Below are 21,616 nucleotides of genomic sequence, written 5' to 3'. Positions count from 1 at the left end.
TTACAAGGCAGTCATTATCTTAATTAATTCTGTAGATAAATCCGCTTTTAAATTATGGCACTTTTTGAAGAGAACACCAGCAAGAATATAAATATTTGGGGAATAAAAGGCTTTGTAGTGCCTATGAAGTTCGGTTATTCTTTGGCTCACTTTAGGTTCAGAACTATAATAACCAAAGCTCATGGGTGAAGCGATAAAATCATCAACTTGATAACCTTGGGCGATCGCATATTCAATAATGCCAACGGGATCAGAATAAGCAGAAATCATTAACATGGCACTATGACAATCTAGGGAAAGAAGTCGCTTAGTGATAGATGAGCCATCGATTCCACCATGTAAAGAAGGGAGATAAATATTATTATCCACCGCTGGAAGGTAAGGGGGATTAGAGATTAAACAGTTATCTTTAAATTTTCTATTTTTAAAAAAGCAAGTGTTGTGAACAACGTACTTACGGTTAAGGTTGTGGCGTTCAATGCGAAACCTTGCCACCTCACAAGCCTCAGAATTTAACTCATAACCATTAATAAAGCCATTAAACTCTTTCTTTAGTAAACAATTGATCACGGGTGTACCATCTCCTGCCCCAAACTCAATAACAGAAGTAAAGTCCTGCTCGACATTTAAAACCATTTTTTCCAGACATTGAGCATAAAACAGTGATTCTTCGGGACAGAAAAATATCTCCTGAGATACGCTATCTGATGGATAGACCTTAATTGCTTCTTTAGTTGGGTTAATAATCATAGATTTCCTTTAAATTTGGAATGATTTGGCATTTTGAATTAAAACCATAACCGCAGCAGCAGCGCGATCGCCAAGTAATTTTTCTTGGTCATAACCGAGGACTAATTCCCAAGCATCATCGGGATATTTATCGGCTAGGGGCAGAGCAACATCAGTCAGCATCCATTGTCCGTGGCGTTCATCTTCACGAATGTGCAACTCCCAATAACCCATAGCCCCATCGGAAAGCCCCAATCGTTGCGCCGCTTGCATATAATCTGTATAAATTGCTGGTCCTGCTATTTCAAAATAGGTTAGTCCACCGTTATAGCGAAGAAAATTTCGTTTTCGCTCTGTTAATAAAAAATTGTGATTAATACTGGCTAAAACTTCCCAAGGGACAAGATCAAAATAGGCTTCTGGTTCAGTCTTTAGACCTAATTCGCCCATCATTTGGGCAAAGAAAGTAGAGTGTTTTTTCGCCAGGCGACCGTTACCATATTCTTCTAGGAGTACCCGAATCAAGGTTGCTTGAATTTCGTTACTGGCACCGCCCAAAATACGAGAAAGACGACTTGCTTCTACTAATCCATCCAAAGAGGCGATCGCCAATAATACTCGATAGCCCTCTAAGTCCATGTCTTCTCGTAGATAACGTTTTGCTACTGATAAGGGTGGATTTAGGTCAAGATTTGCTCGTTCTTGGAGAGCTTTTTGAACGTTTAATTGCTTGATAATGTTTAGATCAATTTGGGTATATTCCCATGTTTGCCACACAGACTCGATGCGATCGCACAGATTTTTGATATAGTTAGAATGCTCATTGTTATAAGACTCTAAAGCATCATACCAAAAGAACTTGAGCCGATTAATTCGATAGAGCAACCGCTGTAAAAAACAGTTTGCTTGTTCTGTGTTTGGGTTTACGGTATATGCTTCTATTAAAGCTAAAGAAACAAATTCTTCAAAGTCTTTACTCAGAGAAGGTTGTTGTTTTACCCGTTGGCTTAAACCATCCAGTGTCAAAAGCCAACAAAATTGTTGCTCGGCCTCCTGATAACTAGATATTTTCACCATAGGTAATGGGGTATCGACTTTTGTCTTAATTTGCATTTGAGGGAATGGGGAATAGGGTGAGCAAAATTATAAAAGTTTCCCAGCCATCAAAGCAGTTAGTACCACCAAACCTAATGCCCGACGAAAGTAATTTACTCCTTGAAATAATTCTTGCCAAGCCCAAGTAAATAAAGAACCGAAAGCGATTAAATCTAGTGCGATATTAACTCTACCCGTGGTCAGAATTAGCCTTAATAAACTGGCGACCATCCCCACAATAAGGGGTAAATTTGGTGGTTGGGCGATGACAATGTTGCCTTGGTCATCGTGAAAAATTTGATTGAGTAAGGTATTTCCCATGAATTTATCCTTTCCTTTAATAAAGTTTATAGGATTGAGAAAAACAGAAAGTTTACCCTTCGTCAAGTATTTTTTCCAAGTCTTTTACCGCAGGGCCTTGGATTAGCTTGCCGTCGCAGCCAAACCGAGAACCGTGACAAGCACAATCCCAACTCTTTTCGCCATTGTTCCAACTCACAATACAGGCGAGGTGCGGACACACAGCAGAAACAGCATGAACTTTTCCCTCCTCATCTCGATAAGCGGCCACCTTTTCATCGTCAATGGTTATTAGTTTCCCTTCACCCTTGCTAACCTCCGCAAAAGAGGAATGCTGAATACCTTTAAGGCGATCGCCCACCCACCGAGAAGCAACATCAATATTACTTTTAATCAATTCTGGGTCTAAAAATGGGGTGGCACGAGTGGCATCATATAACTCTGTGTAGGGATTCTCTTTCCCTAGAACTAAGTCTGAAAGTAGTATTCCAGCCATTGTACCCTTCGACATTCCCCAAAGGCTAAATCCTGTGGCGACATAAATATGATTATTGAAGGGAGTAAGTTTGCCAATAAAGGGTAGCTTATCAAAGGACGTCATATCTTGATTTGACCAACGATAGGCAAACGAATCAATGCCAAAGTGATTTCGGGCGTAAGTTTCTAAGTTTTGGTAAAGTTTTTTGGTGTCATTCACAGTACCGACTTTATGTCCTTCACCGCCCACTAACAGAAGTAATCCATCCTCATAGGGTGTCGTGCGAATGGAATGGGAATTTTTGCCACTGCCGATATACATTCCTTGGGGTGCTTTTGCAGGATCAATTATCGCACCAATGATATAGGAGCGTTTGGGATAGGTTTTGGCGAAAAACAGTCCTTGATCGAGGATCGGTAGATTTGTGGCAACAATGACATCTTGAGCCTCTATTATTCCCTGATTAGTAACAATTTGACAAAGATTATCTTTTTCGTCAACCTTTTCAACCCTTGTCTTTTCAAATATATGACTTCCGTTGCCAAGAATATTTCTAGCAAGATGGAGTAGATATTTACGAACATGAAACTGAGCCTGATTCTCGAGTTTGATGGCTCCTGCGATCGTAAATGGTAGTGATGTTTCTTGAACAAGGGTAGCAGGAAGTCCTAGCTTAAGAGCCGCATTCACTTCGTCTTTAATTTTATCTAGCTCCCCGTCTGGTTCTGCAAAAGTATAGGCACTTTGGCGGCTAAAATCACAATAAATTTGTTCTTGTTCTACCAATTGAGCAATCCACTCAATAGCCATTTGATTTGATTCCGCATAGAGTCGTGCCTTTTGTTCACCGATTTCTTTAATTAAATCAGCATAGATCAATTGATGTAATGATGTTATTTTGGCAGTGGTATAACCAGTTACACCTGTGACAATTTCTCTTGACTCAATCACTGCCACTGTCTTTCCAGCACGTTTTAACAGTATTGCGGCAGTTAAACCCACAATCCCCGCTCCCACAATGGCAACATCAACAGAAATATTATTTTCCAGAGAAGGGTAGGATGTTTTAGGAGTAGAATCAATCCAAAAAGAAGTCTGTTTGTCAGTTAAAGTACTCATGGGTATTTTGGTAGTTGTGGGATAAATGATTGGTGACAAAAGCTAGGGCGAAAATTGTTCGCCCCGGCCAATCTTAATTTCATAAATAAATGATTTAGGATTGGGCTTGATATTCTTCATTAGACTCCCGTCTGTTGGTATGGACATTACGAGCGCCCACATTGGCACCAATTAAGGCAGCAGCTAATCCCAAAAAAGCTCCAAAAGTAAAAGTCCAACCAGCTTTTGCCGCATTACCAGCAATATCTCGTGTTTGGTCTGCACTTAAATTTGGCATAGAATCCTGTGTTCCAGATGGAGAATTAGGATCTATGGTCGTTCCAGAAGAATCGTTCGGATATCCACTCTCACCAGGCATAATAATCCCACTTTGTGGTGCTTGGTCAGCGATAATATCCGCATTATTTGCAAGTAAACCAAAAGTACCAGATACTCCACTGGCTAGAAGCCAAGAACTTATCACAAGGGTTGTTGCCCAAAGTACCGCACCATTAAGCATGGCAGTGTTGTTATTGACAGAGCCATAAGCTCGTGCAGTTATCCAGCCCCCTAAAAATAAAGAAATAAACAGACTAATAATAGCCCAGATGCCTACAGCTTGAGCCACTCCACCGGCATTGGAGCGAGGGGCATCGGAACCAGCAATGCTAGTTAATCCCATGGCAGCACCTATGCCACTGAGTAATAACTGGGCGCTGATTGCTATTACTAATCCGGCGATGATTGCACCCCAATTAATGCGATCGCCAAATTGTCTTGTATTATTAACTCGTCGGTCTGAATCAGTTTCTAAAGGTCGATTAGTATAAACCATGATATTTGCTCCTGTAATTTAAGAATAAGTTGACTAACAGAACTTACGAGGGCATAAGTTCTTGGAAAATTTAATGAGAAGCAGCGACTAGTCGCTGATCCTGAATTTGGCTTTTGGCGGTTTTAAAGTCCGTGGCTAGTTGTTTTTGTTGTTCGTCACCCAAATTATTTTGAATAAGAGGAAACATATCTTTTTCTTCCTCTGACACATGGGCTTTTACTACATCCATTAAATTTTCAATGGCTGCTTTAAATGCCGCTGTATCTTCACAATTCATGGCTTTAATCTGTTCAAGCATTTGTTTCATTTGGGTTTGTTCATCGTATAGTTGTTGAACATCTTCAGAATAGGGATGCACCATAGGATAAACTACTTTTTCTTCCGCTTGGGAATGGGCAGACAAGTCTTGGTAAACCTGCCCAAAATATTCTTCTAGTTTTTGAGGATTATTCGTTGCTTTTATCTGACCAAAGAGGGTATTTACTTTAGTATGATCTAACCGAATCAAGTCACAGATACTTATTTCATCATCAGTATGGCTTATGATGCCCCCAGCAATACCACTCAGGGCCGCGAGGCTATCTTGTACCCTTGACCATAATCCCTTGTCCGAAGGCTTACCCGTCAGTTCTAGGGTGCTTAGACATTCCATCATTCCTTTTAATTGCTCTTCGTGACCCCGATTCTCAAAATTTACTGCATTTAAAGGGGCGATCGCCACGGCAATATCAGCCCCAACCACTTGACCTGCTTTATGAACCAGAATTCCTGCGATAGATTGGGTATGCTTGAGTAGTTCATGCTTTGCCATCTTTTCAAATAAAGAAATTTCAGCATCTTTCATCATCATCTCGATCTCTTTTATTTCTTTCACCATCGAGGGTTTGGGTTCAGCCTTAATGCCATATTGAATGATCACGGTATCAATGATGCCTAAATTCTTTTGATCATCTTTAAGAAAACCTTCTAAACGATTAGAAATTTCTTGATCTCGACACATTTCAACTAGGGCTTGGTCATTAGCAATGAGCAGATTCTGAGTCGCTTTCATGTCTGCTAATTTGACTGCTATGGCCTTGCGTTTATTATCTTCTAGTGTTATCGACATTGGCGATTGCTCCTTTATAGTTAAGAGATAGTATTCTCTATACGGGATTCTTACACTGGTATGTTTTATTTCCTGAATGATTTGATTCATTTGATTAACTTTGAAACAAAGTGTAATAAGGAGCATCCCAATTAATTTCTTGGTAAGATCATTTTTAATTCAGATGGGCAATGGAATAATAGTTAAAATGTTAAGTAAGTAGGCATAATTAAATCGATTTAGGCAAGGGGTTTAAACCCCTTGTTCATAAGAGTCTTAATAAAATAATAGCTATAATTAATTTCGCCAACCTACTTAGATATTAATTGTAATTTACATAATATTTCACACCATAATTAAGTAACATTTTGTTTTTGTCCCATGAAAAAAACCTCCCCCATTCTTGCCCAAAGGGCAGAGTGAAAAAGGTTGAATTTTTTACGTTTTCTAAGTAACTTTAAAACTAGATAATCCCGACTCCTTTATCTCCGTCTTCACTATTTATTTCCTTTAATTCTTCCGCTCTTTCTTGTTTTTCAGCCTCTTGTTTTTCCCTTAAGTCTCCGCGCTCTTCCACATACATTTCAGGCTCAACGGCATAATTATTGACTAATCCTTCTCGGCTGACAGTATAACCTCCTGTATTATCGTCATCAGATTCAGGAACATTTTTAAAGTCTCCTCCTTCTCTCTCCATTCGGGCTGCGGTTTCTGCAGAGATGATGTTACGATCATAGTTAGCAGACTTGTCTTTCTTTTCTTGGGGAGAATCGTCAACAGATTGAGTATTTGTCGAGCTTGTGTTGTCTGTGGACTCCTTAGATTTAGACCAAGTAAAAGAGGCTACACCGATAACAGCAATAAATCCCACAATTAGCACTGACACCGCTGTGACGGGAAAGTGGCTAGTTTCTGCGGTAATTTGTAATAAAAGTTCCATAAGAATTCCTCATGTGTCTTCGTTTCTGAGCATACCATTTTCCTTTAACAAAGCTATAGGAGTACATTCCGAATACTACATTACGGAAATTTACACTTTTTGATTTAATTACCTTCTTCAATTTTTGTTTCTACGGGGCTTACTTTGGCACGATATAGCAATTTGTCTTTTTGACGATAGCCTACATAACGAATTTCTACTTTTTCAACCTTTTCTTGGGTTGTTGCCATTAATTCGTGTTGTTGAGGATCATACTTTACTATAGCACCCACTGGGGCGATCGCCTTTATATCCCAACCAGATAGCAAATTATTCAAAGGTTTAAGTAAAGGAATCAAACGAGAAGCAGGTAAATCAGGTTTTTTTTCTACCACCTTAACTAAAGTCGGCAACTGCAATAATAACGACTCTAAGGTGTCCATAACCCCCTGTTGCACCTCTTGGGTTATCTGAACCCGTAAATTATCATCTCCATTTGTGGAAGTCTGCGTAGTAGATGAATCTGAGAATTTCCCGTCTATGTGGTTTAAAAAATCTTCCAACGATAAATTTAACTCCCTCGCTATAGTTTTTATATATTTGAGAGGAATTTGATCTATCAATCCACAATCAATACGATGTAAAGTTAACTCAGAAATCCCCGTCTTACGGCTAAAATCCAGATAATGGGAAAATTTAGCATCCTGTATCAATTTGGATAGAGTCGTTATTTGCTCTGTTTTTTGTGAATTTATCATAGCCGTTGTTTTTGTGTATATGTTAGCAATATTTTTGGCAAATACCTTACATTAAAACCTGTTTGAATTATTTTTATTTTATTCATTTGCAAATGTCAATAAGTAGGTTGGCGCAATTAATTATAGCTCTTATTTTATTAAGACTCTTATAAACAAGGGGTTTAAACCCCTTGCTTAAATCGATTTAATTATGCCTACTTACTTATATCTCCTCAACGGTAATCAAAATATCATTAGAGATAAGGGCAATTTCTTCTCTTAAACTACCGTAAAACTTTCGGGCTAAAATCATTTGGTTAGAAATGGCTATATTACGATTACGAGTTATGAGAAGAGATTTTTGAGACAAGTTTCTCACATCATCTCCGTGACTTTGATGTGACACTGCCCCCATAGATTTTATGGCATATCCCAAAATATTAGCCCTAATCAATAAATCTTGATCTTCCCATCCCCATTCTTTGAGTTGCTCATTATAACCCCCAAGAGACAGTAAATTATTTTTGGTCGCACAAATCAATCCACACCCAGGGCGTTTTAATGGCGATAATTCTTTTACTATGTTTATGTGAATCTTATTACCCACTTTTGTCACCGTAGGCTTAAGACGAGGACGCTTGAGGGCGTTGTTATCTATGTCGGTTTCTTTTACTTCTTGAATATAAACAATAAGGGATTTGTGAAGGTTATTATTTATAGTTGTATAAATACTTGTAATCGTATTTTGGTTCCAAATTATATCGGCATCGGACATAAGCAAGATGTCACCGACACTATTTTTGATACCATAATTTAAATAGGTTGTTTTACTAAAGGGATACTGGGAACAATTAATAATTCTTAGTTTTGAATTGTTTTTTATCTTGTCATCAATATTTGATTTTATATCCCCTGATAAAATAGTTATTAGACTTATTTCTTTGATTTCTAGTAAACTAAGAATAGTTTTATTAATACTTACTCGTTGTTTAAGGGGTATTAATACTTCAAGACTATTATTCATTATCCTTATATTTACGGTAGTAATATTCCCTATTTTTGTTAATAATTTCTGGAGAATACCAATCTTGATTATGGTTGTGATGAAGATGTAGATATAATAAGTCTGGCACTCGACAAAGGGTATAACCTAAACTACAGTATCTTTGGATAATATCTTGATCTTCTCCTCCCCAACCAATAAAGTTTTCGTCCCAACCACCAATTTTTTTTAATTCTTCGGTACGGAAGAGGGGAAGCACTCCAAATTTTTCATGGCTAGTAAGGTGTTTTTTTAGGGCGCTAGATTCATCTTCAGGGGCGATCGCACTTCGCACTATAATAGAATCTAAATCACTTTTATTATCGATAAATGGCTGTGGTGCCATCAAACGATAACCCGTCACTAAAAATGAAGAAGATTTTTTGGCTATTTCTAAATGGCGTAAAAGACTATTTCTATAAGGAATTAAATCAATATCAAAAGCCATCAAAAATTTAGTATCAACTAAATTAAGTCCATGATTTAACAGTGAAGTTTTGTGAAATACACTATTATTTTGGACATAAAAATACTTTATTCCTATTTTTTCTAGCTTTTCTTGGATAGCTAAATTAGGTTTTTTATCACTCTCAATAAAGATTACTTCTGGTAAGTCTTCTAATTCACAATCAAGAGAAGTAAACCAACTATAAAAGGAATAAAATGCTAATTGTCTTTGTCTATAGGATATGACTAAGGTAAGTTCATTTTTCATTAGCCACTGGTCCAGTGCTTTAGGACTTCTTAATTATACAAAAAAATTAATCTTCGTATCATTAATTTCCCCAACGGAAGATAGAAGCCCCCCAACTCAATCCGGCCCCAAAACCTGACACTGCAACCACATCTCCTGATTTAATTTTACCTTCTTTCAAGGCTTCATCAAGGGCAAGGGGAATGGAGGCAGCTGAGGTGTTGCCGTAATTTTGGAGGTTACTAATAACTCTATTTTCGGGAATTTTTAAACGACTAGCTACCGCATCAATGATTCTTTTGTTGGCTTGGTGAAGAATTAGCCAATCAACATCATCGGTGGTTAAATTTGCTCTGAAGAGAGCTTTTTCAATCACTTCAGGTACTTTATTCACGGCAAAGCGATATACTTCTCTACCATTCATGGTGATGTTACTAAAACTACCGTGGTTAATTTTTTTGTCTTCGCCAATGTCTTGTAAGTTGCCCTGATAGGAAAGATTGAGGGTATTATTCAATGCCCCATTACTGCACATTTCAAAGCCAAGAAGGTTGTCTTTTTCTCCGCTTCCCTGACACACTACCGCCCCTGCACCATCTCCAAATAGTACACAGGTAGTACGATCGCCCCAGTCCACCCAACGGGAAAGACAATCGGCGCCGATAACGAGGACATTTTGATATACCCCATTACGGATAAACTGAGAAGCTGTAACTAAGGAGAAGACAAAGCCTGAACAGGCTGCCGTTAAATCAAAAGCCACCGCACGGGTTGCACCGATAAGGTTTTGTACCTGCCCCGCACTACCAAATAAATCATCGGGGGTGGAGGTAGCCAGAATAATTAAATCAATATCGAGGGGTGTTAGATGGGCATTGGCGATCGCCTTTTGTCCTGCTTGGGCTGCCAACTCACTCAGGGTAGTTGAAGTGGCAATATGACGCTGTTTAATACCCGTACGAGAACTAATCCAATCATCGGAAGTATCGACTATCTGACTCAAATCTTCATTACTAATCACCTGATTAGCAATGGCTGAACCACTACCAATAATTGTGATGCCATTTTTGGCGTTAATAGCCGACTCCTTAACCGATTGCAATGACTTATCTCCTTATAACTTACTTTACTACTCTTTAACTTCTGATACCAAACTATCACTTTTACCCAACGAGCCACCCGTTTGATAGTGCTGAATGCGATCGACAATTTCATGATCAATGGCTTCTTTGGCTACCCGAATGGCGTTAAAAATAGAAGGAGCTTGCGAACTACCATGGCTGATGATACACACCGCAGGAACTCCTAACAATAACGCTCCCCCATGCTCGGCATGATCAATTCTTTGTTTAATTCGTTTTAAATTAGGCTTGAGAACAGCGGAACCAACCTTACCCCTAACCCCCGAGGGTAATTCCTCTTTGATAATTTGTAGCATAATCTCGCCCACTGCCTCCGCAAACTTGAGCAGAACATTACCCACAAATCCATCACAAACAATTACGTCAAAATCCCCCGATAAAACATCTCTGCCTTCGGCATTACCCGCAAAAGGAACGGCAGGATTATTGCTCAAGAGTTTATAGGTTTCCTTTGCCAACTCATTGCCCTTTTTGGCTTCTTCTCCGATGTTGACTAATCCCACCTTGGGTTCTTCTACTTCTAATACATACTTACTATAAATAGTACCCATCACGGCAAACTGTTCCAAATATTTGGGTTTACAATCCACATTGGCACCCACATCCAAAACAATTACCGACTTATTGGCATACATAGTGGGGAATACGGCTCCAATGGCTGGACGATCAATACCTTTGATTCTTCCCAAAGAAAGAGAAGCTGCCGCCATAGCTGCCCCTGAATGTCCTGCGGAAACAACCCCCTGAGCGCGTTTTTCTTTTACCAGTTTCATGGCGACATTAATAGACGCTTTCGGCTTACGACGAACCCCCGTTAAGGCACCTTCATCCATAGAAACAAGCCCTTCTGAGGGTACTATTTCAATATTGGAAATATTAGCTCCATCATGGTTTGCCAGTTCGGTTTCGATGATTTGCGGATCTCCTACCAAGAGAACGTCTATGTCCAATTCTGCGGCCGCTCTGATAGCCCCAGCAACAATTACTCCCGGGCCTCTATCTCCGCCCATTGCGTCCACCGCTATTTTTGCTCGTGTTGATGCCATTGCTCAGTTTATTGGGTTAAAATCTTCAAAATTATATCATGTTTACCCTAGATTCCTGTTTGGGGATTGTAAGGGTAACTTTTGTTTTTTATATTTAACAGCATCATATATCATTTTTGTCTTTCTTGCTTGATCTAATCCATTTGTTTGCGGATTACGGTGGTTTGGAGGGAAAAGAATGGGACATGGTTGTTATTATTGGTGGTTGATTATTTTCCCTTGATTTGTGCAAGTTGATACAAAATCTCATTAGAATAGGATTAAGAATAATCAGGAAAAAAAAGCTGTTGTGACCACAGAAAATATTACCTTTAATACCGTAGAAGAGGCGATCGCCGACATTAAAGCAGGGCGTTGTATAGTTGTTGTGGATGATGAGAATAGGGAAAATGAAGGGGATTTAATCTGTGCGGCTCAGTTTGCTACCCCAGATATGATTAATTTTATGGCTGTAGAGGCTAGGGGATTAATCTGTTTAGCCATGACGGGAGAACGTTTAGACGAGTTGGATTTACCCCTGATGGTGACAAAAAACACCGACAGCAATCAAACGGCTTTTACGGTGAGTATTGATGGGGCAAAACATTTAGGGGTTACTACGGGCATCTCGGCAGAAGATCGAGCTAAAACCATTCAAATTGCCATTAATCCTACCACTAGCCCCGAAGATTTGGGACGGCCGGGGCATATTTTCCCGTTGCGATCGCGCCAGGGTGGTGTTCTCAAAAGGGCAGGGCATACGGAAGCGGCGGTGGATTTATCCCGTTTAGGGGGTTTGTACCCTGCGGGGGTAATTTGTGAAATTCAAAACCCTGATGGTAGTATGTCTCGTTTACCAGAATTATATAAATATGCCCAAAAACATGATTTAAAACTGATTAGCATTGCAGACTTAATTAGTTATCGCCTCAAACATGATCGTTTTGTATATCGGGAAACCGTTTGTAATTTCCCTAGTCAGTTTGGGGATTTTCAAATTTACGCCTATGGTAATGCCCTTGATAAAACAGAGCATATCGCCATTGTGAAGGGAAATATTGAGGAGTTTAAGGATCAACCCGTTATGGTGCGGATGCACTCGGAATGCTTGACTGGGGATGCTTTAGGCTCTTTGCGTTGTGATTGTCGGATGCAACTACAAGCGGCCTTGAAGATGATCGAAAATGCAGGTTTAGGGGTGGTGGTATATCTGCGTCAGGAGGGCAGGGGTATCGGTTTAGTGAATAAGTTAAAAGCCTATACCCTTCAGGATATGGGTTTTGATACGGTGGAGGCCAACGAAAAATTAGGTTTTCCCCCAGATTTAAGGGATTACGGTATGGGGGCTCAGATTCTTAATGATTTGGGCATTAAAAATATTCGTCTGATTACTAATAATCCTCGAAAAATTGCAGGGTTGAAAGGCTATGGCATCGATATTGTGGAGCGTCTGCCTTTGTTTATTGAAGCCAATGATTATAACTTTAATTATCTCAACACCAAGGCGGAAAAGTTAGGTCATTTACTATTACAAACTTTTTTGTGTAGCATCGCCATTACTTGGGAAAATAGCCAGTCTCCCACTGCTCGTTATGAGAAGTTAGAAAAACTCCGTCATCTAATTCGTAGTAATAATTTCGTAACACAGGAGGAAACAAGACCCGTGGCGATCGCCCTTTTTAGCCAACCAACCATGATATTACACCTTGGTTTTGATAAACCTGCCATGGTAGAACATGGATGGTACAAAAATCATAATCATCCCTACCTAAAAAGTATCCTCAGCATCATTGAAACCCTCAGCAAAGGGAAAGATCTGGTAAAAATGCAATTTTTGATAGCAGAAGGAGAAGACCCCATGTTAGGCTTACAGGTGCGTTTAGAGAGAGAACAAATATCTCCCGAAACATCCATCACCAAACTAGCCCCCACACTACAACCACAAACCATTTATCAATGGAACAAGGTTTGATAAAAAACTAAAGGGGAGGATTGACACGAAAACAGTACCGTAACAGTTGCCTCCTGTCTTAATCTTTATTCTACTAATAAGCGCAAATAGTAAAACCAACACCAACCCAACAAGCACGGTCAGATTGCGATCGCCTTGCAGTACCCCAACGGGAGCTAATGCCACCAGTGGTTAAACCAGAAACTTCTGCTACCCCTGGACTGGTGATATAAACACTAATCGACTCTCTTCCGTAAATTAATCCAGACTTAGCCTCGATCCAAAAACTGCCATTACCGCCATACTGATTAAAGTTGCACTTATCACGAAAAACCACTTGATTATTTTCTCCTCTAATAACACAGGTAGCCTCTTTAGCTTGTGCCATCTGTGGTGACAATGAAACCGATAAAATTGCAGTTAAAGATCCTATGGATAATAGTTTTTTAATCATCACTGTTACTTGATTATTTTGTTAGTGAAAAGGATATTTCAAAGAGGTTAAACTCACTGTAGCAATGGAAAATAAGAGAAAACTTTCGTTAACTTCAAAAAAATTAAGCCTTTACTGAATAATACCCTTAAAAGACTAATAACATTACTAAATTTAGATATAGCGTTTTGTATAATTATGAGATACATTTATTATTCTCAAGTCCCCCTTATTAAGAGGGATTTAGGGGGAGCATTTTTTACCCCGTAACCATGATAATTGCTATGTTCTTTTTAAGAAATAGGCAAGAGTAACCATATTTTAAACATTGAATACTTTTTATTATTGAACAATTTTTCCTATCATCATTAAATAACAGCAAACTCACAAGAAAAATTCAATTTATCTTACTTGTTTTATTTTTTCACCTATTCCTAATTACCTCCATCTATCCCAGTCTTCATTAAAAATGGAAGTATTAGGAAAAGCCGTGGGATTACCATTACTATCCAATATCGTTTTCAGTGTTTGTAAATGGGGGTTACGGAAAGCAAAACCTTCGGTAAACTCATAGGGCAAAATATTTTTATCTAAAGCCATAGCTGCTGTTGTACCTGCCGCTGCTCCCGATGACCATTCAAAAGAATGTACCCGATAGGCTGCCGCCGCAATGTGACTGGTGGCGATACTTTTTCCAGCTACAATCATATTATCAATTTTTTGGGGAATCATGGCAGAAAGGGGAATTTGGAAGGGATAAGCCTGTCCTTGACCTCTTCTTTCTCCTTCTCTCTCGGTGTTACCTGGTTTTTCGTGGGGGCTTTCTGTCATACAGGGGTGAAAATCAATGGCATAATGTCCAATACCCACTGAATCGGCGTAAACAGTGGAACGGCTCCTTTTGGGGGCTTGATCAGGGGAAATTTCACCGCTAATAACTCCAAAACCTTCTAATCCTGCCAAAATTGCCCTTAATTGACGATATTCTTGGGGGGTGAGGGTTTCTTTGTAATAATCATCGTCATAGTTTACCCGGGAAATATCCACTTCATTGACGGTAAAACCATCGGGGTGGGCATAGTTAGGGCGACCAATAATTCTTCTTCCTTCTCTGATGTAGGGATACTTGGAAAGTCCGTGGGTTGTACCCATGGGGGAGTCAAATCCTGTGAGAAAAATGTGATCAGGGTGAGGTTTTTTTACTCCATCTCCCAGTTGAGAATCCGTTGTACCGGCCACCAACCAATGGTAAAAACCGATCGCATTTTGTTCCCCTTTAAAGAGGGTTTCAGTGCGTAAACCGCCCATCCAACCATGGGGCTGTAACTGTCCACTAGCCTGAAGTTGCTCTCTGCTATAAATCAAGTTATCTACGGATGTGCCGGGGCGGTAGTCATTACCCCAAGTCCAGTTTTGCATGGCAATATCCCCCGGGGTGGGGGTGGTGAAGCCGATGCCCCCAAAGGTTACTCTCTCGCTGGGTTGGGCTTTGTAGATGCGACGGTAGGTAAAGACGAGGTCAAAATCGGCTAGTCTTTCTAACTCGTAGCTGTAATAGGGAGCATATTGTTGATAAAATTCTGGCTCTGGTTGCGGTTGGGGGGTTTCGGTTTTTTCCATGGCGAAGGTGTAAGTAAAACCTTGGGTACAGTAGGGATCAGGTGTTCTACTGGATGAGGATGGTTCATAGGCAGAAAGAGGATCGATGCCAAGACGATAGGGGATGTCGGTTAAACCGATGATTTCCCCTGTTTCTGTGGCTTCTATGACCATCCAACGGGCTTTTGCTTCTAAATTGTCGTTTTGGGGAGGAACAAATTTGATGACCGTTTTCTTGAGTCTGGAGGAATCTTCGTAGGTATAGGCATCCTCGATAATTTGGGAAAGGGGTTCGCTATTGAGGGGAGGGGTGTTGGGTTGGGGTTGGTGGCTAATGGCGATCGCACTTACTATCTGTTCCCCTGTGCCACCATTTTCCACCCTTTCTATCTGCACATCTTTAATAACAGTATTGGGAAACCATTTAAGAGTACCATTTCCCTTTCTGGCTGCATCTTGCAACTGACGCTCAAGAATATAATCCGCATCCTTGGGCAAAAAACAAGAAGCGCTCACCCAACACTCTCCTAAGTTTAACTTGCCATAAAAATCAGCAATACGATCTCGAAATTCTAAATAACCCTTGGGAAAAAATAACTCCTGTCTTTGGGTGTTACGCTCATCTAAAGCCGATGTACCTTGGGAAGAAATTTGACCCCCTACCCAGTCGGTAATCTCTGTTAAACACACAGTTTTACCCATCAACAATGCTTCATAGGCTGCCCCTGCCCCCGCCAATCCTCCGCCGATAACGAGGATGTCACATTCTTCTATTTGTTCAGGGTTTCGAGGGAAGTTATTCATTGCGATCGCAGGACTGGTAACAAAGAGGACTAGAGGGATTGAGAGTATTTTTTGCCAAGGTTTACGCTTCATAATCGCTGCTCATCATATGGATTTTTATTAATCATACTATAAGAAAAAAATTGATAATTACTAATGGATAATTGATAATAAAAACTAAGGGAATTAAGAAGATGTAAAAGGCAATTAATCTAAACTCTTTATTTTATAGGCTTCTGATATTTTTTGTTGCCAACCTTACATATTTTATTCATATCCCTTCCCTTTGTTAGTTTAATTAGTCACCCATGAAACCATCCATTACACCCAGAAAATTTCGCTCTGAACATATCAATCAGGCTTCTAATGTCAATTTAGAAGAGATAATGACCATCGTATCTCAACAGCGCCCCTGTGTATTTGGAATTACCATAGATGACGCTACCACCGTTGACAGAGACGATGCTATTTGGATGATTGAGTTGGATAATGGACAGTTTGAGTTACAAGTAAGTATTACAGATGTTGGTGCTTTAATTACCAAAGATTCTCCCATTGACAAAGAAGCCTTAAAAAGGGTGGTGACGCTATATCATACCAAGCCCCCTACCCCCATGTTACCCATTAATATTAGTACCAATTTAGGTTCATTAGAAGAAGACGAAGAAAGATTAGCTATTACATTTTTTTTTACTATCGATAATAAAGGAAATATAGTTAGCTTTGAAATAAAAGAAACTATTTTCAAAAATTTACGAGCTTTTAGTTATGAAGAAGTAGAAAATATTTTAAACAATCCTACTCCAGAAAATCACGATCAACTATTAGTAAAAATCCAAACTATTGCTCAAATATTAGCTAGTAAAAGAAAAGGAAAATCAGGTATCTTAACTAAAGATGGTTACATTGATGAAGATGGTAATCTCATCGCAGATAATGTTAATACCCATCAATTAATTGCCGAGGTAATGATTTTAACTAACACTACCATTGCTAATTTGTTGGCGCAACAAAAAATCCCTGCTCTCTTTCGTACTCAGGATGTGGGTATTAAGGATTTAAACAAAGCTATCAAGGAAATGGGGCATTGTTTAGTACCTGCTATTTATAGCCCTTGCCCTTTACAACACGTTGGTTTAGCCCTAGACACCTATTGCCATTTTACTAGCCCTCTTAGACGTTTTGTAGATTTAGTAAATCACCGTATTATTAAAGCACTTATTAGGGGTGTTTCTTCTCCTTATCATCGAAATGAATTACAAAGTATTGCTGACTATATTAATGATTTTCATTGTCAGTATAAAGAAGATAAATCCCATCATCTAAGAATGAGGAGAAAAGAAGATATTGCTAAAAAGTATAATCAGATTAGTGATAATGAAATTAAAGAATTATCTACTGAAGATTTTTCAGAATTATTAGAATATTTTGCTTATAGAAATCGCTTACCAAAAATTTTAGCTCATGTCAAAGAGAGAGTTAATGATTTATCTTTAAAAGATTTTTATTTTATTTGGTTTGTCGCCAAAATAAATGATTTATTTTACTTAGAAAATATTGACGGAATATCGATACTGTTAATAGCTTCTCAAATTGAAAATATAACCGTTGACTATGACATTAAATATAACCGTAAAAATAAAACTTATCAGGCAAAATGTTCTTTAAATGGTTTAACTACCCCTGATTTTGCGGAAAATGTCAAAAAAATGGTAGCAAAACAAACCTCGGCAGTTATGGCTATTTGGGGTTATGTTACTCATGGGTTGGTGAAAAAAGGTAACTCTGATGCTTCCGATGATTCTTCTTCTCAAGATATTAATAAAAACACTGTCAAAGAGGAAAATTTTTCTGCTTTGTTACATCAAGCCATAGAGGAAAATTCCTTAACTAATGATTTTTTGAAGGAAGTGGAAAAGAGGATTGATTCTTTACAACCAAAGGACTTTTATAAGTTATGGTTTGTGGCTAGGGTAAATCGTTTTTTTGAGCCATCCATTGACGCTGTTTCTGTGTTGTTAGTGCGATCGCAATTAGACCATGTAAAGGTAAAATATGTCATAGAAAGTCATCCTCGTGAAAGTGGTTATTTTAGCTTTTGCTATGTAGATGGTTTTACCACCCCACAACCTGCCGTTAATCCAAAAAAAAGTAAGGCTAAACAACAATCAGCCCTAGCATATATTAAGGCTTTTTTGAACGATGAATTAACGAATAATCCTACATTAATTACTTCAGAAGAAAATAGTCCAACTGATTCTCAAGTAACTCAACCATCTTCTGATACTAAACCAATAGTAGAAAAAAATTATGTTTCCTTAATCCATGATTTTTGTCAAATTAATCAGATAGATTTTCCCGAACATAAATATCTAAAAATAGATAGTTTTTTCCAGTGTTTTATAAGTCTTTACTATAAGGATAAAGTTATTCAGTCCGTAGGCTACGGAAGAAGCAAAAAAGATGCCAAACAATGTGCTTCCCATATCATGATTGTTCAGCACCATCTCGATATTACTGTTTAATTAAAGCAATAAAATCATTCGGCTTTTTCAGCAACCCCTAATTAATTATTGTTACAATTTATTACAGAAGCTATTATTTATTTTAAAAATATATTATGCAATTAACTTGGTTCGATAGTAATTCATGGTTAATCGAGATTGCGGATAAAAGAATTTTACTAGATCCTTGGTTCGTGGGATCTTTGACTTTTGGTAATTTGGACTGGTTATTTGAAGGTAAAAAACTTAACCCTCAGCCCATCCCTGAAAATATTGATTTTATTTTACTCTCCCAAGGGTTAGAAGATCATGCCCATCCTCCTACTTTAAAGGAATTAGACCACAGTATTCCTGTGATTGGTTCGGAAAATGCGGGTAAGGTTTGTAAAGAATTTGGCTATGAAAAAATTACTACCCTCAGCCATGGGGAGAGTTATGTTATTGATGACAAAATCGAAATCAAGGCGGTAAAAGGCTCTCCTGTGGGCCCTACTTTGGTGGAAAATGGCTATATTATCAAGGATTTAACTAACGGTGATTCCCTTTATTATGAGCCGCATGGTTTCCACAGTCAAAATCTGCAAACAGAGGAGCGTATCAAAGCCATTATCACCCCTTTAACCAATGTCAAGATACCTTTGGTTGGTCCTGTGATTAAAGGGCAAAAAAGTGCCTTAGAAGTGTGTCAGTGGCTCAAACCTGAGTACATTTTACCCACGGCGGCAGGGGGAGATATTGAGTTTAAGGGATTTTTAATTAATTTACTTAAAGAAGAGGGTAGTTTAGATAGTTTTCGCTCGATGTTGAAGGAAGCAAATTTATCGACTCAAGTCATTGAGCCAAAGCCCTATGAGGCGGTAAGTTTTGCTGTCAATGTTTAGCCATTATTTCTTCGGTTTTTTAGGACTTTAACTAATTTTTCCATTTCTGGGGGGATGGGTGCGATCGCACTTATTTCTTCTCCTGAGATGGGGTGAGTCAGGGTAAGACGAAAGGCGTGTAATGCTTGTCCAGTAAGGTTTACACCCACCGAATGCCCGGAGCCATATAATTGATCACCGATGATAGGATGCCCCATTTGGGTTGTGTGTACCCGAATTTGGTGGGTACGCCCCGTTTCTAGCTGAAAATGTAACCAAGAATAATTACCCAATCTTTCCTTTACCTGCCAATGGGTGACAGCATTTTTACCCCCTTTTTCCACGGGTACCACCGCCATTTTTTTTCTTTGGGTAGGATGACGACCGATGGGCAGATCAATTGTACCACTATCCTCATGGGTAGAACCATATACCACCGCTAGATATTCCCTACGGGCAGTTTTTGCCTTAATTTGAGCCTGTAAATCATTTAACACCAGTTCCGTTTTTGCCACCACGATCGCCCCTGTGGTATCCTTATCAAGACGATGGACAATCCCTGGGCGTTCCACCCCTCCAATGCCTTGTAAATCGGGGCAGTGAGCCAACAGCGCATTAACGAGGGTACCATCACCATGGCCGGGGGCAGGATGTACTACAAAATTCGCAGGTTTATTGATAATTACTAAAAACTCATCCTCATAGAGAATATCGAGGGGAATATCTTGGGCTTCAATGGAAGAAGGCACAACGGCAGGAATATGGACATGGATTGAATCCCCCTGTTTTAGTACCTCCTTTTTTTGGGTACAAATGCGATCGTTTAAATACACTTGCCCATCCTCAATCAACTTTTGCACCCGTGAGCGCGATAAATCTACTAAATTCTCTGCCAACCAAACATCAATCCTCACTTTGCCAGTATCTACTACAAAATCTCGAAATGCTTGGCTTATCTCTAACTCATTAGTCACTAAAATATTACCTCATTACAGTGGGTTGGGTTTTGAAATAAAACCCAACGAGAAGAATTGGTTTTTTCATTATCAACTCTCAATGATCCATTATCAATTAATTTAATACCTAAAATTAATCAACTCAGAAATAGCCTTCACTCTTTCCAAATGACTAGGGCAATTTTGACGAGAATCCGTAATCAACCAATCCAAAGCCGCCTCCTTGACATCAATAGAACTTCCTGTTTTATCAACACAATAGCGACCAAATACCAGTTTATCCACCAGACGAACTCCCCTACCTAAACGGGAATATTCAAAGATAACACTATTATCCACCGTCGCCCCCTCACAAATCCAACAATTAGGCCCAATCATGGCAGGGCCAACAATTTTTGCCCCATCCTCAATGTGAGTCATGCCACCGATATACACAGGCCCAGTAATATCTACCTTATCCCAATTAATAGAGACATTAACCCCCGTATAAACCCCCGGTTTAACCTCTTTGCCCGGGATTTCAACATTTTTGATTTCTCCTGATAATACCGAGCGAATCGCTTGCCAATAGTCTGGTACTTTACCAATGTCCACCCACTCAAACTCCATATTCACTGCATAAAAAGGCAAACCCAACTCCACCAAATGGGGAAATAAATCACCACCAATGTCATATTCCTGATTCGGAGGAATATAATCAATTACCTCCGGTTCAAAAATATAAATCCCAGTGTTAATCTCTGTGCTGAGGGCTTCCTCTACCGATGGCTTTTCTTGGAAAGTTAAAATTTTGCCATCATCATCCGTTACCACCACCCCATAACTTGGTACCGCTTCCCTAGGGACTGATTTTGTGACCACCGTGGCGATCGCCCCTTTCTCCTTATGTCTTCGCACCACCTCAGTCAAATCAAGGTCAATTAAAGCATCTCCACACAAAACCACAAAAGTATCATCAAAAAAAGGATTAAACTCTTGAATACGCTTAATTCCTCCCGCCGAACCCAAAGCATTACCCACCAACTCTCCATCCACAATGCTTCCCTCAAAAGAATAACCGATTTGAACCCCAAACCGTTGTCCATCACGGAAATAACTCTCAATTTGCTCCGCCAAATGGCTCACATTTACCATCACCTCATCAAAACCATGTTGCCTCAACAACTCCAACAAAAACTCCATCACAGGCTTTTGTAAAATAGGAATCAAAGGTTTAGGGATAGTGTGAGTAATAGGACGAATACGAGTTCCCTTTCCCGCCGCCAAAATCATTGCTTTCATAGGAGAATATTAATTAAAAACTAATAAATAAAGAGATCATAAGGAAAATATAGCCTTAAAATCAAATG

The 21,616-nt window shown here is 39.2% G+C and carries 19 protein-coding genes; 3 read left to right on the top strand and 16 right to left on the bottom strand.

Annotated elements, in window-relative coordinates; all coding sequences use genetic code 11:
- The 12 genes from A5482_RS10340 to plsX all read right to left on the bottom strand — a co-directional run bounded on the left by A5482_RS10340 (position 1) and on the right by plsX (position 11,202).
- Entirely contained in the window at positions 1 to 750 is a 750-nt protein-coding gene (locus A5482_RS10340; RefSeq protein ID WP_069789486.1) for a methyltransferase, read from the bottom strand.
- Positions 751 to 759: 9 nt separating this feature from the next.
- Positions 760 to 1,806, bottom strand: a complete 1,047-nt coding sequence (locus A5482_RS10335; RefSeq protein WP_242411870.1) for an iron-containing redox enzyme family protein — start codon at positions 1,804 to 1,806, stop codon at positions 760 to 762.
- A 66-nt stretch (positions 1,807 to 1,872) separates the two neighbouring features.
- Positions 1,873 to 2,145 (bottom strand): hypothetical protein, encoded by a 273-nt coding sequence (locus A5482_RS10330; RefSeq protein ID WP_069789484.1) that lies wholly within the window; start codon positions 2,143 to 2,145, stop codon positions 1,873 to 1,875.
- Positions 2,146 to 2,197: 52 nt separating this feature from the next.
- Complete coding sequence (locus A5482_RS10325; RefSeq protein WP_069789483.1) at positions 2,198 to 3,721, bottom strand: FAD-dependent oxidoreductase; 1,524 nt, start codon at positions 3,719 to 3,721, stop codon at positions 2,198 to 2,200.
- Between the two features lie 94 nt (positions 3,722 to 3,815).
- Positions 3,816 to 4,535 (bottom strand): hypothetical protein, encoded by a 720-nt coding sequence (locus A5482_RS10320; protein WP_069789482.1) that lies wholly within the window; start codon positions 4,533 to 4,535, stop codon positions 3,816 to 3,818.
- Between the two features lie 70 nt (positions 4,536 to 4,605).
- Positions 4,606 to 5,643: a hemerythrin domain-containing protein gene (locus A5482_RS10315; protein ID WP_069789481.1), complete on the bottom strand. Its 1,038-nt coding sequence runs from the start codon at positions 5,641 to 5,643 to the stop codon at positions 4,606 to 4,608.
- Positions 5,644 to 6,085: 442 nt separating this feature from the next.
- Complete coding sequence (locus A5482_RS10310; protein WP_141712640.1) at positions 6,086 to 6,562, bottom strand: hypothetical protein; 477 nt, start codon at positions 6,560 to 6,562, stop codon at positions 6,086 to 6,088.
- Between the two features lie 104 nt (positions 6,563 to 6,666).
- The gene (locus tag A5482_RS10305) at positions 6,667 to 7,299 is read right to left on the bottom strand and encodes a helix-turn-helix domain-containing protein (protein ID WP_069789480.1); all 633 of its coding nucleotides are present in this window, start codon (positions 7,297 to 7,299) and stop codon (positions 6,667 to 6,669) included.
- 202 nt (positions 7,300 to 7,501) lie between these two features.
- Complete coding sequence (locus A5482_RS10300) at positions 7,502 to 8,302, bottom strand: galactosyltransferase-related protein (RefSeq protein WP_069789479.1); 801 nt, start codon at positions 8,300 to 8,302, stop codon at positions 7,502 to 7,504.
- Positions 8,295 to 9,035 (bottom strand): glycosyltransferase family 2 protein, encoded by a 741-nt coding sequence (locus tag A5482_RS10295; protein ID WP_069789478.1) that lies wholly within the window; start codon positions 9,033 to 9,035, stop codon positions 8,295 to 8,297. Before A5482_RS10295 ends, A5482_RS10300 begins: the two co-directional genes overlap by 8 nt.
- Before the next feature lie 61 nt (positions 9,036 to 9,096).
- A complete protein-coding gene (locus tag A5482_RS10290; RefSeq protein ID WP_242411869.1) occupies positions 9,097 to 10,116 on the bottom strand; it encodes a beta-ketoacyl-ACP synthase III in 1,020 nt (339 codons plus the stop codon).
- Positions 10,117 to 10,143: 27 nt separating this feature from the next.
- The gene (gene plsX / locus A5482_RS10285) at positions 10,144 to 11,202 is read right to left on the bottom strand and encodes a phosphate acyltransferase PlsX (RefSeq protein WP_069789477.1); all 1,059 of its coding nucleotides are present in this window, start codon (positions 11,200 to 11,202) and stop codon (positions 10,144 to 10,146) included.
- 289 nt (positions 11,203 to 11,491) lie between these two features.
- On the opposite strand from plsX, the gene ribBA reads away from it, so the two are divergent.
- Positions 11,492 to 13,153, top strand: coding sequence for a bifunctional 3,4-dihydroxy-2-butanone-4-phosphate synthase/GTP cyclohydrolase II (gene ribBA / locus A5482_RS10280; RefSeq protein WP_069789476.1), 1,662 nt, complete (start codon positions 11,492 to 11,494; stop codon positions 13,151 to 13,153).
- Positions 13,154 to 13,226: 73 nt separating this feature from the next.
- On the opposite strand, the gene A5482_RS10275 is transcribed toward ribBA, so the two are convergent.
- Positions 13,227 to 13,520, bottom strand: coding sequence for a hypothetical protein (locus A5482_RS10275; protein ID WP_242411868.1), 294 nt, complete (start codon positions 13,518 to 13,520; stop codon positions 13,227 to 13,229).
- Between the two features lie 483 nt (positions 13,521 to 14,003).
- Positions 14,004 to 16,040 (bottom strand): FAD-dependent oxidoreductase, encoded by a 2,037-nt coding sequence (locus A5482_RS10270; RefSeq protein WP_069789474.1) that lies wholly within the window; start codon positions 16,038 to 16,040, stop codon positions 14,004 to 14,006.
- A gap of 215 nt (positions 16,041 to 16,255) precedes the next feature.
- On the opposite strand from A5482_RS10270, the gene A5482_RS10265 reads away from it, so the two are divergent.
- Positions 16,256 to 18,472 (top strand): RNB domain-containing ribonuclease, encoded by a 2,217-nt coding sequence (locus tag A5482_RS10265; RefSeq protein ID WP_069789473.1) that lies wholly within the window; start codon positions 16,256 to 16,258, stop codon positions 18,470 to 18,472.
- Between the two features lie 95 nt (positions 18,473 to 18,567).
- The gene (locus tag A5482_RS10260) at positions 18,568 to 19,332 is read left to right on the top strand and encodes an MBL fold metallo-hydrolase (protein WP_069789472.1); all 765 of its coding nucleotides are present in this window, start codon (positions 18,568 to 18,570) and stop codon (positions 19,330 to 19,332) included.
- Here the strand turns inward: A5482_RS10260 and A5482_RS10255 are convergent.
- Positions 19,329 to 20,285, bottom strand: a complete 957-nt coding sequence (locus A5482_RS10255; protein WP_083260355.1) for an RluA family pseudouridine synthase — start codon at positions 20,283 to 20,285, stop codon at positions 19,329 to 19,331. The genes A5482_RS10260 and A5482_RS10255 overlap by 4 nt on opposite strands.
- Before the next feature lie 102 nt (positions 20,286 to 20,387).
- Entirely contained in the window at positions 20,388 to 21,548 is a 1,161-nt protein-coding gene (locus A5482_RS10250; RefSeq protein WP_069789471.1) for a sugar phosphate nucleotidyltransferase, read from the bottom strand.
- Positions 21,549 to 21,616 lie beyond the last annotated feature (68 nt).

The sequence above is a fragment of the Cyanobacterium sp. IPPAS B-1200 genome (assembly GCF_001747005.2).
GTDB lineage: Bacteria > Cyanobacteriota > Cyanobacteriia > Cyanobacteriales > Cyanobacteriaceae > Cyanobacterium.
The sequence above is the reverse complement of the archived record's forward strand: the minus strand, read 5'-3'. Positions and strand labels throughout refer to the sequence as shown.